We start from the raw sequence: 16856 nt of genomic DNA on the forward strand, positions 1-16856 counted from the left end.
GAACGGGCCGTGAAACGCATCGTGGGAATGTGTCCGGAAGTGCCTTCTTGCCTGCGCCGCATGCTTGCCTTCCGTGCCGCAGGACCGCGAGCATGCGGGAATCAAGGGAACAGGGGGCGGTGAAAGAGCCGCCGGGAGGGGGCGCGTGGCGAGTCCCGCGCGTCTGTCCGGGCCGCCTGTCTGATCAGGGACGAGGTCGCGAAGTGCCACGATCGGCCGGACAGGGCTCAGTCAATCTCGACGCTCTGGAAGCGCACATTCTGAGTTTGGGGCGCCCCCCGACGCTGAACGCGGCGGATGGCGCACTTCCCGCGCTGTTGTGCGACATGCTCGCCACGTTCCCCGGCGGCAGTTGCCGGGGCGTGGCCGGTTCCGGGGAACCGGAGTGGGACGACGGGCGCGCGACGCTGACCCTCCCACTCGCCTGCGACTCCTGTGCCTGGCCCGCCGGCTCGGGCCTGAACGTCGCGGTGACGGGTGTGACGGTGACCGTGACGAGCCGGGGTGTGGTCACCCTCGTGCTCAGCGGCGCGTTCGACGGCGTCGCGGTGACCTCGACCCTGACCGCGGACCCCGCCGGGTGGCTGGTCGCCGCGGTGCGACCGGTCCAGCCGGGGGCCTTCGCCGCCCAGTTGGAGGGGCTGGGCAGGCGCTTCGCCGGTGACGAGGTATGGCGGACGGTGCAGGACGGGCTGCGCGAGTTCGGGTTCGGGCCGAAGAACGTCGCCGGTTTCGACCTCCGCGTCGCGCGCACCGTGAAGGAGGGGGAAACCGGGCCGGTGGGCCCCTACCGGGTGACGTCCGCAGCAGTCGTGGCCGCACTCGACATCGGGGCGCTGCCGCTCGACATCGCCCTGTGGGCTCCCGACCTGTTCGTCACCGGCGCGCTGCGCGATCAGCGGCCGGTGCCCGTCCGTTCGCTGCTGGAGTCGCTGCACCTTCCCGCGGACGCGGTGCCCGACGTGGGCGGCGCCGTCAGCGAACTCTCGTTCGCCGCCCACCTCGGGTACGCGTACGTCCTGCGGACGCAGGTCACGGGGGAGTGGGGGATCGGCCCCCTCGCGGTCACGTCCCTGTCCCTGGAGCTGTTCCACGACAGCGTGGCGAAGTTCGCGTTCACCGTCCGGGGCACCGTGACGGTCGGACCGTCCCTCGCCTTCGACGTCGTCGCCGCGCGCCGCGGCGGTGCGCAGGGCGAATGGGTCCTCGGCGGCGGCCTCGCCGCCGGCCGGTCCCTCGAAGTCGGCGCGCTGATCCAGGGCCTGGGGCTGGCGGACGTGCCGGAACCGGTCAGGACCATGGAACTGACCGGCCTTTCGCTCTCCCACACTGTCGGCACGCCCCACTTCGACTTCGTCTGCGAGGGACACCTCACGATCGCGGACGGGATCACGGCCTCGCTGCGCGCGACGGTCACCTGGGACGGTTCCGGGGCGCGGTACGGCGGAACGCTGGAGATCGGCGACTACGTCTTCGGCCTCGTCTTCGACCGGGAGAGGTCCGGCAGCGACGTGTTCGCCGCCACCCTTCACGGTGCCCCGGAGGGCACCCAGCTGGTTCTGCGGGACTGGGTGGCGCACTTCTCCGCCGACCTGGCGGCAGATGTCCCCGACGGTCTGCGCATCGGCCTGAAGGACGCCAAGTTCGTGCGGATAAAGCCGGCGAACGGCCCGGCGCGGTTCGTCGTCGGTGTCGACCTCGCGGCGGCTTTCGACCTTTCCCGGCTTCCCCTGGTCGGCGGGTTCCTGGCGGCGGTCGGCGGCGACCTGGCCGTGGAGAACCTCCAAGTCCTCTACGGTTCCGGCGACCTGGACCGCCAGGCGGTCTCCCTGATCAACGGGCTCCTCGGGCAGGCGGGGGTGGTGCCCCTCCCGGAGGCCGGGCTGAAGCCGGGGGTGGCGGCGCTGGCGGACATGCGGATCGGGGGCGAGGCCGTTCCCATCGCCCTCGGCGTGCCGTCGACGAGCCCAGCTCCGGCGGGCGGCGACGGGCGGGCCCCGGCCCCGGAACCGCCGCCCGGCGACCAGCCGCCCGCCGACCAGCTGCCCGGCGACCAGCCGTCCGCGCCGGGCGGCCCGGCCTCGAACGGTCTGTGGGTGTCGGTGCAGAAGCAGATCGGCGTGGTGCAGATCAACCGCGTGGGCGTGCTGTACCAGCACAACGTGCTGTTGTTCGCGCTGGACGCGGGGGTCACGATCGGGCCGCTGTCCCTGTCGCTGGACGGCCTGGCGGTGGGCTCGCCGCTGGACAGGTTCGCGCCGACGTTCCGCCTGGACGGGCTCGGACTTGCCTATACCGCCCCGCCGGTGGAGATCTCCGGGGCCCTGCTGCACCTCCCCGAGGACCGGCTTCCCCAGGAGGTGGCGTTCCAGTACGACGGCACGGCGACGGTGGCCCTGCCGAGCTTCTCGCTGGCGGCCGTCGGCTCCTACGCACAGCTGAAGGACGGCCGGCCCTCGCTGTTCGTCTTCGCCCAGCTGGAGGCGCCCCTCGGCGGCCCGCCGCCGGTGCTGGTCACCGGGCTGATGGCCGGGTTCGGCTTCAACCGGGAGCTGGCCCTGCCGACTCCGGGGGAAGTGACCGGCTTCCCGCTCCTCAGCCTCCACAAGCAGGGCCCGGATTCGGGCGGGCACAAACCCTTCCACGTGCTGGACGTCCTGGAGGGGCGGGAGCCGGCGGTCCCCGGCGGCCGCGCCCGGCCCTGGATCGCCCCCCGCGAGGGCTCGTACTGGCTGGGCCTCGGGGTGGAGTTCACCGTGGCCGAGGTGGTGAACGCCAAGGTGCTGCTGGCCGCCGAGTTCGGTCAGGAACTGGCGTTCGCCGTGCTGGGGATCGCGACCCTGCAACTGCCGCTGCCCGCCGAGTCCGCCGGCCGTACCTACGTCTACGCCGAGCTGGGCCTGGAAGCCGTCCTCCGGCCCACCCGCGGCAGCTTCGAGCTGTCCGCCCAGTTGTCCCCGGCCTCCTACGTGCTGACACCCTCCTGCCACCTGACCGGCGGGTTCGCCTGCGCCGTGTGGTTCGGGCCCAGCCCCAACGCCGGGCAGTTCGTGATCAGCCTCGGCGGCTACCATCCGGCGTTCCGGCGCCCCTCCCACTACCCGGTGGTGCCGCGGCTCGGTATCGACTGGGCGGTGAGCGACGCCGTCTCCCTCAGGGCGGAGGCGTATCTCGCCCTCACCCCGTCGTGCGTCATGGCGGGCTACCGGCTGCACGCCGTCTTCCACGCGGGGGGCATACAGGCGTGGTTCACGGCCCAGGCGGATCTGCTGCTGTCCTGGCGGCCGTTCGCCTACACCGCGCGCGTCGCGGTCAGCATCGGCGCTTCGTACAGTCTCCACCTGGGGCCCCTGCACCTGTCGTTCAGCGGCTCGGTGGGCGCCACCCTCAACCTGTGGGGGCCGCCGACCGGCGGCACCGTCACCGTCCACCTCCCCATCCACTCCATCACCATCGGCTTCGGCCCCGGGCCCGCCGCCACCGACGGCGAGGCACTGGGCTGGTCCGAGTTCGGCAGCATGCTGCCCAAGCCGGAGGACGTCGTCACCATCGCGCCGGTCAACGGCGTCGACAAGACCGTCCCCGACACCGACACCGACACCGGAGCCGGCCATGGCGACGGCGGCACGGTGTGGCTCGTCCGGGCCCGCGACCTGCGCTTCTTCACCCAGTCCGCCCTGCCGGCCAGCCACCTGCGGGTGGGCGACGCGCCGCTCTCCCCGCCCGGGTCCGACGACGGCCCGCTGGTCGACATCCGGCCCATGAACCGTTCCGGGCTCGTCGGCGAGCACCGCCTGAAGCTGTACCGCGGGAACGAGCCCGCGCCGACGGACGGCTGGACGATGACCGCCCGCACCAGAAACCTGCCGGCGTCGCTGTGGGGCGCCCCGCCGGTTCCGTTCAGCCACACCCCGACCGCGCCCAGCGCCGACGTGCTCCCCGACCGGCCGGTCGGCTGGGATGTCCAGGCACCGCGACCGCGACTGGCCCCCTCGCGGGGGGTCTTCCCGCTCAGTGAGTACAGCGAGGACGAACTACCGCCCGGCCTCTCCCCGCTGCCCCGGCAGCCCGACGTCAACGGCGGCTTCGCCGGAACGCCCGACTCCTCCAGCGTGGATCTCATCGGCCGGGCCGACCGGGGGGCCGCGAAGGACGGGCGGGACCAGGTGTACGCGGCCCTGGCCGAGGCCGGGCTGCTCTCCGGCCCCAACGACGCCCTGACCGGCCTGGCGGCAAACGCGGGTCACCTCTACGGCCAGGCGCCCATGACCTGGACTTCGCCGCAGGACGCAGGGAGCAGGACATGAGCCCGAGCCCGCAGCACCCGGCCCGCGACGCGATCCCCCTGGGCGACGTCGAGTTGCACGACAACTACCTGCCCGCCCTCCCCGCGGGCGACTACCGCATCGAGGCCGGCCACGTGCTGCGCACCGGCCCGGACGAGGGCGCCCCGGTCGTCGGCGACGCGTTCCGGGCTGTGCAGCGGTTCACCGTCCGCGCCCCGCAGGTGGCGATCGACACCAACGCGGTGGTCGCCAGGCAGCCGCCCGACGCGTCGAGCGGTAGGTTCGCCGAGGTCCTGCCGCACGTGGTGCTGGGCGACCCGACGCTCCCGTGGGAGCGCCCGATGAGCGGACCCGGCACGTCGCGCGAAACGCCGTGGCTGGCGCTGCTGGTCCTCACCGACGACCAGCTGGTCGGCGGCACCGCCGCGCCGACCCGCACCATCTCCGCCACCGTCCAGGACTTCCTGGCCGACGACGCCGACGTGCTCAAACCCGAGCTGACGGTGGAGAGCGACATCGGGCCCGGCGATCCCTGCGCGTACATACAGGTCGCGGCCACGGCGTTCCCCGCGGTGGCGCCGCGCCTGGACGAGCTGCGGTTCCTGGCGCACTGCCGGGGCGCCAACACTGGTGACCGGCCCATCCTGGGCATCCAGGAGGACGGGCTGTTCTCCGTCGTCGTCGCAGGCGGCTTCCCGGCCGCGCCCCCGCCCGGCTCCGACGCCGGCAGCGGGATCAGGAACGTCGTGCACCTGGTCTCCGTGGAGGGCCACGAGAAGGTTCTGGTGGCCGACCCGGACCTCCGGGGCCGCACGTCGGTGGCACTGCTGTCCCTGTGCAGCTGGTCGTTCCTGGCCCACCCGGACCGGCAGGCCGACTTCACCGGCCTCGCCGAAGGACTCACCCGCACCCCGGACGGCGCCCGGGCCGGGCGAGAGGAGATGTGGCTGCGGCTGCCCTCCCCCTACGAGGACACCGACGCCGTCCCGGCCCCCCGGCGGCACGTGGCCCGCAGGCTCAACGACGGCTATGTGCCGCTGCCTTACCGCATCCGGTCGGGCGAGACCACCTACGGCTGGTACCGGGGCCCGTTCACGCCCGTCGTGCCCCCGCGCACCGACCGGGCGGCGCAGGCCACCACCGCCGACGCGCTCCTCGCCTACGACCCCGCCCGGGGCAGCTTCGATACCTCGCTGGCCACCGCGTTCGAAACCGGACGGGCCATCGCCCTGGCCGACGCCGCCTTCGCGCAGCACCTGCTCGCCTTCAGACACGCCGTCCGGCAGGTGGTCGACACCCTTCACCACCAGGCCACCAGCACCCACCTGTCGCCGGGCGGCGCCGGGCGGCAGCGGCCGGGGACCGCGCCCGCGGCGTTCGGCACCCTCCTCGACGGCCACCTGCTCACCGCCCTCGGCGCACCGCCGGGCAGGCCCCGCGACCCGTGGACCCCGCCCGCGCCCGCCGCGCCGCCGGCCGACCCCGCCCGGGAACTCGACGCCTTCCTGCGCTCCGAGGCCACCCGGGCCGCCCTCACGGCGGCACTGGCCGAGGATGACGGCCTCCGGGAGCACTTCGGCCGGGTCGCCGACTGGCTCGGACAGCTGCTGCTGCTCAGACCCGTGCCGTTCAGCCACCTGGTGCCCGATCAGCGGATGCTGCCGCAGGAGTCGGTGCGCTTCTTCCACACCGACCCCAACTGGCTGGACGCCCTGGTCTCCGGTGCCCTGGCCGTCGGCACCCAGTCCAGCCGCGACACCCTTCAGGACCGGACCGTGACCGCTGCCATCCGGGTGGCGGCGGCCGACGAGGCGGCGGGGCACCGCGAAGCGCGGCGCGGCGGCCCGGCCGCGGAGACGGCGGACACGGCGGGCCCGGCCCTCGGCCCCGGCTGCGGCCTGTTGCTGCGCTCGGCACTCGTCTCCGGCTGGCCGAACCTCGCCGTACGCGCCTACGACCCGGCCGGCGGACTCCTGCCGGTCCTTCGGATGGACCACCTCTCGCCCACCGTGCTGCTGTGCCTGTTCAGCGGTCTGCCCGCGGCGGTCGAAATCAGCGAGCCCCAGGAGGGCTTCCGGTTCGGCGTCGAGGACCACGGCCTGATCCCGCTGCGGAACGTGCTGCGGCCCCCGCACTCCCCCCGAGGGCTGCCGCTCGGCGAACAGATCGCCCCCGGCCTCGACTTCCCCGTCCTCGACCACCTGCGCCGCGCCCCCGACCCGAACGTCAGGACCCTCGACATCGGCTCGCTCGTCACTGCGCTGGCAACCGCCCTGAACGCCGCGCACGGCACCGCGGTCGGCCCGATCGGCCCCGCCGACCTGGCCATGCACATGGTCAGGGTCCCCGAGGCCATCCGCTTCAACGGCCCCGAAGGAGACCGCGGATGACCGCCCGTCCCGCACTCGTCGTCCCCGTCGCCCTGGACGCCCTCGTCGTGAACGAGGCCCTCCGGCGCCAGGACGGCTTCCGCATCTGGCGCCAGAACTACCTGGCCCTGGACGACTTCGCCGGCCCGGAGCCGGACGAGGGGGACAGGCAGAGCGATGACCCGGTCCACAGCGCCCCCGGCGTGCACCTGCACTGGACGCTGCCCAGAGGCTTGCGCCACGGCGTCCAGGACCCGGCCACCGGAGAGATCACCTACCCGCTGGTGCCCAACCGGTGGCTGGTGGTCCGCTTCAGCGGCGCCACCGCGCGCCGCGCCAGGGCCTGGGTGATCGAAAGCGACTGCCCGCACACGCCTTACGCCCTCCGGGCCGGCCACCCCGTCGAGCGCTCCAGTCCCTACCTGGTCACCGATGGCACCCTCCACGCCTGGCGCGCCAGCCCCGACCCCCACCGCAACGCCAGGACGTCGAACGCCCACCAGGTCCACATCGGGCTCGCCTTCCCGCACACCGACGCCACCCCCTGGACGGAACGGGCCGGACGGGACCCGCTGTTCCTCACCGCCATGAACACCGGAAACCCGTACTTCGCCACCTACGCACCGCACAACAGCAACGTCTTCTCCTTCTTCGACGACCTCTCCGACATCGCCTCGGCGGACACGCTCGGCTACCAGGTCATCGGGTGGTACTCCGACCCGGACGCCGACATCCTCGCCGCCCGCCCGCCCGGCACCGCCTACGCCGACCAGCTCGCGCACCTCGGCTGGCAGGACCCGCGCCTGACCGGCGACCAGGCCGCCGACGCCGCGGTCGTCCCGGCCACCCGCAGCCTGTACAACGGCCTGGCCCTGACCGTCCCCTGGGACCCGGCCGCCGCCGCGGCCCCCGGCCCGGACCCGCTCCACGCCACCCGGGACAGCGGCGCTCTCAACGTCGCCGTCGGCACCACCACGGAGGACTCCTTCACGGCACTCGTCGGCCACGCACTGCGGGCCGGCGGCGGCGAACCCTCGGGCTCCGACATGGGACTGATCCGTGCGTTCCTGCACAACCTGCTCACGCTCGCCGACGAGAACGGCGGCGACGCACGGGTACGCCGCAGCATCCACGGCGCGGCCTTCGGCGCCTCGTCCGGCGGACACCGCTGGACGGTGACACCACCGCCCGACGACACGCCGCCCGACGACACGGCGGGCGACGACATGGCGGGCGAGGGAACGGCGGACGAAAGAACGGTGCCGCGCTCCTTCACCCCGCCGAGCTGGCTGGCCACCCTCAACGACGACCAGCACCGGCTCGACCGGCACCTCGGTGAACTGCACGCCCTCCAGTGGCAGCTGAACGCCCTGTGGCAGAAGAACGGCCTTGCAGACGTGCTGTTCCCGCCTCCCGACGACGCGCCTGACCAGGAGCTGATGCAGGCGGAGCTGGACCCGGCCCGGCAGGGCTCACTCGCGCACACGGTGAGCGCGAAGACCGCCGAGGCACTCGCCCTGGCGGCCGAAGTCCCCCAGCCGGCGAGCACCGGGCGCCACGCCGACGCGCATGACGCGCTGCTCGCCGGGATCGACGCGTTCGCCCGGGCCAGAGGGCTGGCCGGGGGCGCGAGGCTCAAGGCCATGCCCGCACAGCCGTTCTGGCAGAGCGGCAACCCCGTGGTGAGTCTGTCCGGGGTCCGGCCCCCGGCCGACGCCACCGTCTCCGACGAGCCCCTGCCCGTCCGGCCCCTCATCGACGCAGCCTGGCCGGCCGCCGCCGTCACGGTCGGGGGGACGGCGGTCACCGCGACGCCGGGCCAGGGCCCGATGCCCGCCCTCCCGGGCCTCGACGCGCTCCCGGAGGAGGTGCCCCGGCTGCTCGCGGAGTACTTCCTGCTGGACCAGGGCAACGCCCCCGCGCTGGCCGCCGCCACCGGGCTGCCGGCCGACGACATCGCCGCCACCCTCGCCGCCCACCGCCCCGCCGACTACGGCTGGGCCCTGCCCGCGCTGGGCCTCGACCCCTGGGCGCAGCCCTGGGAACCCCTGGTCATGGAGTGGAAGGCGGCCTACCACCACATCCCCTACACCGTCGGCGGGCGGCGCTGCTGGACCTTCGACGGCACCGACTACCGCTGCGCACCGGGCGCGGCCATCGACCCGGAGCCGGTCGCCGTCAAGGGCATGTCCCCGCTGGGCCCGCACCCCCGCGCCCTGTTCGCCGCCCGGCTGGAAGAGTTCGTCTCCCACCACGGCACCGCCGGGCACCGCGAACAACTCGACGCCTGGCTGACGGCCATCGGCGACTGGGGTTTCCTCGCCCAGGAGCTGACCGGCTTCAACGACCGGCTCGCCGCCCGCCGCACCGGCGCCTTCCGCCGGCCCACCCCCGACGACACCGACCACCCCGAGATCGCCGGCCTCGCCGGCTACCCCGACGCCGCCACCGAGGACGGGCTGCCCGCCCGCTACCGGGGCCGGGTCACCAGCGTCCCCGCACTGCCCGGAGGCGAGAGCGCCCCCTTCCACGAAACCCGGCAGGGCCAGATCCATTTCGAACAGGTCTTCCTGTACGACAAGTTCGGCCGCGTCCTCGACGTCGTCAGCCCCGACCCGAAGTACGGCGGCCTGCACGACTACCGTTCCTTCCCGCTCGTCATCGACGACGCCCTCGCCCCCGACACCTCGTTCACCCCGACCGTCGCCGCCGTCGCCCAACTGCCGCCGCGCCCCCTCCAGCCCGCCCGGCTCGACTTCGACCTCCTCGACGGCGCCACCGGCACCCGTGTCGTGAGCACCGCAGCCGACGCCAGCCCGATTGCCGGCTGGCTCCTGCCCAACCACCTCGACCACAGCCTGCTGCTGTACCACCCGACGGGCCGCCTCCTGGGCACCTACCGTCTGCTCACCGGCACCGACGGCCGCCGCACCGGCCAGTGGGAGCCCCCACCCGACGGCACCCTCACCACCCTCGACGAGGTAGAGGCCCTCGCCCCCGTGATCGCCGGCCTCCTCCGTTCCCGGAGGCTGGCCACCGAGGCCAACCTCACCGCCTTCCTCGACGTCATCGACTCCACCCTGTGGACCACCGACCCCCTCGGCCGCCGCGCCGACCAGGATCTGTCCGTTCTGATCGGGCGGCCCCTGGCACTGGTGCCCGCGCAGCTGCGGCTGACGCTCCAGGGGCCGCCCATCCGCGACACCGGCTGGGCGGCCACCCTGAACCCCCCGCCCCCCGCCTTCACCGCCCACGAGTTCGCGGTACGCCTCGGCGACCAGCCCGCCCGCGACGACGGCCTCGTCGGCTTCTACCGCACCGCCCCGGGCGGCGGCTACGATTTCGACCGCTTCGACAGCGTCACCGCGCCCGACGACGGGCAGGACCACATCACCCGAATCGGCGCGCCCGGCGCCGGAAACGCCCCGCCGGACGCCAACTACCTGTCCCTGACCTTCGGCGACACCGCACCCACCGGGCTGCTCCTGCTCCTCGACCCACGCGCCGCCGTCCATGCCACCTGCGGCATCACCCCGGCCGTCAAGGCCACCGTCCCGGCGCGGCACGTGGACGACGCCCTCCGCCACCTTCAGGCCGCCTTCCGCTTCGGCCCCGTCCTCACGAGCGAACACGGCCGCACCGTCACCTTCCCCCGGCCGGCCGAGAAGCACGGCACCTGGTCGTGGCTGCGCCCCGCGCCGGTGCCTGGCCCCTGGACCCCGTACGAGCTGATCCAGGCGCTGCCTGACGCACCGTTCCAGGACCGCCCCACGACGCTCCAAGACGGCCTGCTCGGCTTCCTCACCGAGCCGGAGCAGTAGCCGAGACCTTTTCCCGTTCCACCAGAGGAGGCTTGGCCCATGCCCGATCCCCTGCTCAGCTACCGCACAGCCACCCGGCCGGCGCCGCTCCAGGCGAGCAGCCCCGGAACCCCCGTCAAGGGCACCATCAACCTCGCGGTCACCCCTCCCCCCGGCGGACAGGACGTCTACTGCGACCAGATCAAGGTCGCCGTCCCGGCCAACGAGCAGAACGGCGGCGCGTTCTTCACCGAACAGCCGGTCTTCTCGACGAGCAGCGACAAGTGGGTCATCACGACCTTCGCCCAGATAGCCGGACAGGAGCTGGGCCTCGAAGCGGGCACCACGTGGTGGCGCGCCATCTTCCATCCCGTGGCGGAGGAGTACGACCTGATCCGCGACCCGGTGGCCTTCGGACTCAGCGGCACGCTCAGCACGTCCACCGGCTCGCTCACCTACCTGATCCTCGAACACTCGGGCACGACGACCGACCGCAGCAGCTACACGAACAAGAAGGCCGAGCTGACCCTCGTGGTCACGGAGCCCGTCTTCTACCTCCAGAGCTTCCTGGCACGCGGCTCCGAGGCGACCGCCCCGCAGACGAAGTTCGCCGGCGGCAGCCCTGTCCACCTCTCGTGGGAGAGCAACGGCGCCTTCTTCCGGCTGTACGACGGCGACGGGCAGATCCTCCACCAGGGACCCGAAACCTTCTTCACGCTCGAAAACGGCGTCTCCAACGACACCACCTTCACCCTTGAGGCGTCCATGTCCCCCGAAACGCAGGGGAACGGCTTCGAACCGATCTACCAGTACGCCACCCTCACCGTCACCGTCACCGACCCCACCCTCGACCGGCTGACCGTCTCCGGACTCCTGTCCGCGCGGGCGGGCGTCGAGGTGGCCGGGACGCTGTCGGCGAACGAGGACCTGACCGTCTCCGGACTCCTGTCCGCGCGGGCGCGGGTCGAGGTGGCCGGGACGCTGTCGGCGAACGAGGACCTGACCGTCTCGGGGGCGCTGTCCGCCAACAGCGACCTGACCGTCGTCGGCGATCTGAACGCCCACGGCAACGTCTCCGCCGTCAACGACGACAAGATCTTCCGCATTCGCGAGCTGCGTGGCCCGAACGGCTCGCACCTGTCCGTCAACAGCTCCGTCGACGTGCTGTCCGGCTGCGACGTCAGCATCCACGACGCCCTCCGTGTCTCCGGTCACCTGGAGCGCGGCGGCAGTACGGTCGTCGCCGACGGGGATCGGATCGGGCTCAACAACACGCACTACCCGGGCTGGCTCTACGCCAGTGCGTACCACGAGGACGGCGACCGCAGGAAGCCGTTCGTGTGGGACCCGGGCAACCGCGTGGTCGAGTCCTACTGGCAGGTGTCGCGCGACTGACCGGCCACCGCCCGCCGGACCTGCGCCGGGCCCGGGGCTCCCGCCCGCCGGGGCCCGGCGCGGCTGGATACGGCTGGCGGAACGACACCGCCCGCCGACCTGCCACGGTCGGCAAACGCCCGCCGGAGGTCCACCCGCGGGTGGACGCGCCGGGCATGGCAACGCGGCGCGGGTGGCGCGTCTGCCGTCAGGGCGCGGCGCAGCCGGCGCCGCAGGTTGCCAGGCTGCACCATCTGCGGCGTCCGCTCGCGTCGAGGAACAGCCAGCCGCAGTTCTCGCCCGGGCAGGCGCGGATCGTGAACCGGCGCGGGTCGGCCAGGAGTTCGCCCGCGGCGCGCGCCGCCGCGTACAGCGGGAGCCGCAGGCCCGCCGCGGGGGTCAGGCGCCAGTGCCCGAGGCCGTCCTCGTCGCGCGTGAACGACGAGACCGCCGCGGCCTGTTCCACGACCGCCGCGACCGCGGTGAACGACGCGGCGTCGGCCGGGTCGGTCAGGCATGCGTACAGCCGCGCCCGGAACGCGCGGGCCTCCGCCAGCACGGCGGCCGCCGCCGCCGGCTCGCGCCGCGCCCCCGCCAGCAACTGCGCGACGAGCCGTTCCGACGCCAGATCGTGATGCCCGGCCCACACCGCCAGCGTCGCGTAGCGGCGCAGCCACTCCCCGCCCGGCAGCGCGGGACCGCCCCAGCCCGCGTAGGTGTTGCACAGTTCGAGCGCGGGGTGGCCGCCCGCGCTCCACGGCAGCCACTCCTCGCCGACCCGCACCGCGTACACCGGCGCCGGCGGCTGGTTCAGCTGCGGGTCGCCGCGCAGGATGCGGTCGTGCAACGAGGCCAGCGCGGCGCCCGGTTCGATGCCGAGCCCGTCCACCAGCGCCCGCCGCGTGCCGCGGTACAGCCGCAGCGCCTCGGCCTGTCTGCCGCCGCGGTAGAGCGCGGTCATCTGCGCGGCGACCAGCTGTTCGCGTTCCGGGTGCTCCCCGGCGTGCGGCGCCAGATCCGCGGCGACCCGGTCGTGCCGGCCCATCGCGAGCTGCGCCTCGGCCCGTCGTTCCAGCGCGGACAGCCGCAGCTCCGCCAGCTCGCCGCCGAGCCGTTCCCGCAGCACGTCGTCGGCGGTGCCGTCCAGCAGCGGGCCGCGCCACAGGCCGAGCGCCCGGTCGTACAGGCCGGCGCGCACGCCCGGGTCGCGCGCGGCCCCGGCCTGCCGCACCAGCGCGGTGAATTCGGCCGTGTCGAGGCGATACGTCCCCGGGGCGACGCGGTAGCCGTCCTGCCGGGTGGCCACCTCGGGCCCGCCGAACGGGCGCAGCGCCGCACGCAGCCGGCCGATGTAGGTGTGCACGGTGCCGCGGGCGTTCGCGGGCGCGCCGCCCGACCACAGCAGGTCGATGAGGTGCCCGGTCGTCACGACGCGCCCCGCGCGCAGCAGCAGCACCGCCAGCAGGCACCGCTCCTGGCGCCTGGCCCCCGTCAGGACCTGGCGCCCCTCATGACGTGCCTCGAACGGGCCGAGCAACCGGAACTCCATGACGCCCGCCAGCGTAGAGCGTGTCACCGGGGGAGGCGCAGCCCGAGCATGGCGACATCGTCATCGTTGTCGGCGGGGCGCACGCGGCTCAGCAGCTCGTCGCACAGACCGGCCAGCGGGCGGCGGGCGAGACTGCCGGCGTGCCGCCTCAGCAGGGCCAGGCCCTCGTCGAGGGAATGGCCGCGGGACTCGATCAGCCCGTCCGTGTAGAGCACCAGGGTGGCGCCCGGCGGCAGTTCGGCGGCGGCGTCGGTGCGGTCGAGGGCGAGACCGGTTCCCAGCAGCATCCCCTGCCCTTCCTCCAGGAAGCGGGTCCGTCCGTCGTGCTCGATCAGCAGCGGCGGTGGGTGCCCGGCGTTGCTCCACCGCAGCCGCCACCCCGGGCCCGCCGTGCGCTCCACCCGGGCGAGGATCACGGTGGCCAGCGAGGTGCCGATCACGCGCGCCACGGCCTCGTCGAGGCGGTTGACGACGGCGCTCGGCGGCTCCTGGCGGTCCCAGGCGTAGGCGCGCAGCATGTTGCACACCTGCGCCATCCCGGCCGCGGCGTCGAGGTCGTGGCCGACGACGTCGCCGATCACCAGGGCCGGCGTCTCGTCGGCGAGGAGGAACGCGTCGTACCAGTCGCCGCCGACCTGCGAGGCGTCGAGGGCGGGTACGTAGCAGGCGCTCATCTCAAGACCCGCCACGTGCGGCAACTGCGGCAGGAGATGCCGCTGCATGGTCTCGGCGACGCGTCGCTGACGTTCGTACAGGCGTGCGTTGTCCAGGGCGAGCCCGGCCCGGCGGGCGATGTCCTCGACCAGCAGGAGATCCGCCGTGGTGAAGGAGCCGGGCCGGTCGGAACGCCCCAGGGTCAGGGCGCCGAGCACGTCGCGCACGCCACGGATCGGTGCGATGCTCGCGGAGTGCATGCCCGTCGCGCGGAACAGCTGCCGCTGCGCCACCGCCACGCCTGAGTCCGGGGGGCCCTGGTAGTCCTCGGGGCCCGCGAGAGTCGCGGTCACCCCGCGCAGCGCCCGTGACAGAGGCATGAGGGACGCCTGCGGCACCGGCGGCAGCGGCCCTTCCAGCTCCTCCCGGTGCACCAGCGTGTGCTTCTCGCGGTGCACCACGGCGGCGCGCGAGACGTTCCCCTCCTCGGTGAAGAGGTCCACCACGGCCCAGTCCGCCAGTTGGGGGACCACGAGCCGCACCAGCTGCTGCAACGTCTCGCCGACGTGCAGCGTCGAGGTGAGGGTGGTGGTGGTCTCGGCCAGCAGGGCCAGCCGGTCGACCTCCGGCATCGAATCCGCCGAGGACTCCTGTTCGCTCTCGTCGGGCTCGTGGAAGAACATCACCGCACCGGTCCGCCCCTCGCCGATCCCGCACGGGGCGACCACCCAGGCCACCGGCATCAGCGAGCCGTCCCCGCGTTCGAACCACTCGTGCTCCCCCTGGGCGGGCCGGCCGGTGAGGAGTACCTGCTTCATCCGGCACCGGGTCCGCGGCACGGGCTCCCCGTTGCGTCCGCGGTGCAGCAGGTCGTGGGCGTCCTGGTCAAGCAGCTCCGCCGGAGTCCGGCCGAGCAGCTGGGCGGCGCGGTCGGTGACCTCGATGATCCGCCCCCGGTCGTCGACCACGCAGCTCCCCAGTCCGGGGAAGTCCGGCAGGTGGCGCAGCCACTTCGCCGCCACGGCCGGGGGGCGCCCGGCAGGCCCGTGGCCGCCATCGCTGATCATGGCTGCGTCTCCTCGCGTCCGGGCCGCACGTGCCGCGCTCCTCCTGACAGCAGCTTCCCCCGATTCTCCGCCGCAGGCCATCGGCCCGTTCCGGAGAGCCGCACCCGGCGGACCGAACGGGTGACGGTTTTGCCCGGCACGTACCCTTCGGGCGGTGGTGTTCCGGCAGGGAGGGCGCGTTGACGAACGAGGGTGACCACGGGGTCCTCAGGGCCGTGCGGCGCATACCCGTGCTGCTGCGGATCGCGGCCGTCGGTCCGGTGGCGGCCGTGGCGGGGCTGCTGCTGTGGGCCGTCTGGGGCGACCCAGGTCAGCGGCTGCGGCTGCTGGCGGGCTGCCTCGGCCTGGCCGCCGCCGCTCTCCTCGTGCTCCTCGGCCACCGGCTGGCCGTCGGCCGGGTCGACCCGGCCGATGCGGCGCGGGCCGTGCTGGACGGTCCCGGCGGCGGCGCGCGGTCGGGCGCGCTGCCCGCCGTGGTGCCGTCCGGCCGCCGCCTGCGGCTGTGGACGGGAGCGGCCACGCTCGCCCTGTCCGGCTGGGGCTTCGGCCTCTTCTTCCTCGCCTGGGGCGATCCGGTGCCGCCCGGGAAGCTCGCGGAGATCCACCGGGCGGGCGGCGTCGTCGCCGACGTGCCGATCACCGGCGTCGCCGACACCGACAGGAACGAGGGGCAGGCCCGCGGGAACCGCAGCCCGTGGATGGACTCCTGGACCCAGACGCTGGAGGTCGAGCTGACCGACGAGGCGGGCCGCGCCGAGCGTGTGGACATCAGGACGCGCAGCTCCCACCTCAGGCAGGCGGGCGACACCATCAAGGTCGTCTACGCGCCCTCGGACACCGGGCTCGGCGCCTACATCGGCGACGACTCGCGCGTCTTCACCCGGAGCTTCCACGTCAACTTCGAGGGCTATCAGGCCGATCTGCCCCGGCTGGCCGACGGCCGGACGCTCTCCGGCTACGAGCTGCTGATCTGGGCCGTGCCGTGGGCCCTTTCCTGCGCCCTCATGGCCGGGAGTTGGTTCGGGCTCGGCAACTCCCGGCCGGTGACCGGGCCTTCGGACACCGTCCGGGCGTTGCGCGGCACGTTCACGCGGGGCCGGGTCACGGGGGACGGCGGCAGTGTCGCCTTCCACCCGCACGGCCCGGCGCTCCGCAACGTCTCCCCGGCGCTCGACGGCCGCGCGGCCTGGGTGCTGTGGGACGTGGCGAAGGCGCGGGAGTTCCCCAAGTCCCGGCGCGCGGACGCGGTTGCCGTGCTGGTCCTCGACAACGGCTGGGCGGTGCACGGCGAGGTCCGCTTCGCCCCGGCCGAGGACCCGGCCGCGGCGGGTGTCCCGGCCGGGGAGGCGCGGGCGCGGACTGACGAGGCGCGGCGGGTGCGGCCGTGGGCACCGTGGACGCTGTGGCCGCTGACCGTGTCGTTCGGCGCGTTCGCCTGCTACGCGGTGGTGCTGGTGTGCAGCGGGCTGCTGTTCACCGATGTGCTCTCCGGATTCCCGCGCTTCCTCGCCGCCCTGGTGGGGGCCTGCTGCCTCTACGCGGCGGCGCGGCGGCACTTCCCGCACCGGCGCGAGCCCTGGCCGCCCTGACGGTCACGGGCGGCCCCGGCGCAGGCGGGGGTCGACCAGGCGGGCGGCCCACAGCACGGTGGTGCGCTGCATCGTGAACGTCTCGCCGGAGGCGAAGTGCAGGCGTTTGCCGCCGCGTTGAACGGTGGTGAGGTCGTGGACCGTGAACGACTGGCCGCCGATCATCAG

Annotated in this window: 7 protein-coding genes; 5 read left to right on the top strand and 2 right to left on the bottom strand. The window is 74.0% G+C overall.

Annotated elements, in window-relative coordinates:
* Nucleotides 1-266 precede the first annotated feature (266 nt).
* Genes STBA_RS23820 through STBA_RS23835 form a run of 4 tightly spaced genes read left to right on the top strand, consistent with a single transcriptional unit; the run spans nt 267 to nt 11850 of the window.
* Nucleotides 267-4307, top strand: coding sequence for a DUF6603 domain-containing protein (locus tag STBA_RS23820; protein ID WP_253194943.1), 4041 nt, complete (start codon nt 267-269; stop codon nt 4305-4307).
* Nucleotides 4304-6676, top strand: a complete 2373-nt coding sequence (locus STBA_RS23825; protein WP_077061193.1) for a hypothetical protein — start codon at nt 4304-4306, stop codon at nt 6674-6676. The genes STBA_RS23820 and STBA_RS23825 overlap by 4 nt, the downstream gene beginning before the upstream one ends.
* A complete protein-coding gene (locus STBA_RS23830) occupies nt 6673-10476 on the top strand; it encodes a hypothetical protein (protein WP_077061194.1) in 3804 nt (1267 codons plus the stop codon). Before STBA_RS23825 ends, STBA_RS23830 begins: the two co-directional genes overlap by 4 nt.
* A gap of 39 nt (nt 10477-10515) precedes the next feature.
* A complete protein-coding gene (locus STBA_RS23835) occupies nt 10516-11850 on the top strand; it encodes a hypothetical protein (protein ID WP_077061195.1) in 1335 nt (444 codons plus the stop codon).
* Nucleotides 11851-12037: 187 nt separating this feature from the next.
* Here the strand turns inward: STBA_RS23835 and STBA_RS23840 are convergent, their stop codons facing one another.
* Entirely contained in the window at nt 12038-13378 is a 1341-nt protein-coding gene (locus STBA_RS23840; protein ID WP_077061196.1) for a BTAD domain-containing putative transcriptional regulator, read from the bottom strand.
* 23 nt (nt 13379-13401) lie between these two features.
* Nucleotides 13402-15099 (bottom strand): SpoIIE family protein phosphatase, encoded by a 1698-nt coding sequence (locus STBA_RS23845; protein WP_077061197.1) that lies wholly within the window; start codon nt 15097-15099, stop codon nt 13402-13404.
* A gap of 179 nt (nt 15100-15278) precedes the next feature.
* Between STBA_RS23845 and STBA_RS23850 the strand changes: the two genes are divergently transcribed.
* Complete coding sequence (locus tag STBA_RS23850) at nt 15279-16688, top strand: hypothetical protein (RefSeq protein ID WP_077061198.1); 1410 nt, start codon at nt 15279-15281, stop codon at nt 16686-16688.
* The last annotated feature ends 168 nt before the right edge of the window (nt 16689-16856 follow it).

Origin of the sequence: Streptomyces sp. MP131-18, from assembly GCF_001984575.1 — a bacterium.
Lineage (GTDB): Bacteria > Actinomycetota > Actinomycetes > Streptomycetales > Streptomycetaceae > Streptomyces > Streptomyces johnsoniae.

What these genes read in the sequence shown, in the direction of transcription:
- STBA_RS23830 (WP_077061194.1), top strand. Translation starts at nt 6,673, where the DNA reads ATGACCGCCCGTCCCGCACTCGTCGTCCCCGTCGCCCTGGACGCCCTC.
- STBA_RS23845 (WP_077061197.1), bottom strand. Translation starts at nt 15,099, where the DNA reads ATGATCAGCGATGGCGGCCACGGGCCTGCCGGGCGCCCCCCGGCCGTG.
- STBA_RS23835 (WP_077061195.1), top strand. Translation starts at nt 10,516, where the DNA reads ATGCCCGATCCCCTGCTCAGCTACCGCACAGCCACCCGGCCGGCGCCG.
- STBA_RS23825 (WP_077061193.1), top strand. Translation starts at nt 4,304, where the DNA reads ATGAGCCCGAGCCCGCAGCACCCGGCCCGCGACGCGATCCCCCTGGGC.
- STBA_RS23840 (WP_077061196.1), bottom strand. Translation starts at nt 13,378, where the DNA reads ATGGAGTTCCGGTTGCTCGGCCCGTTCGAGGCACGTCATGAGGGGCGC.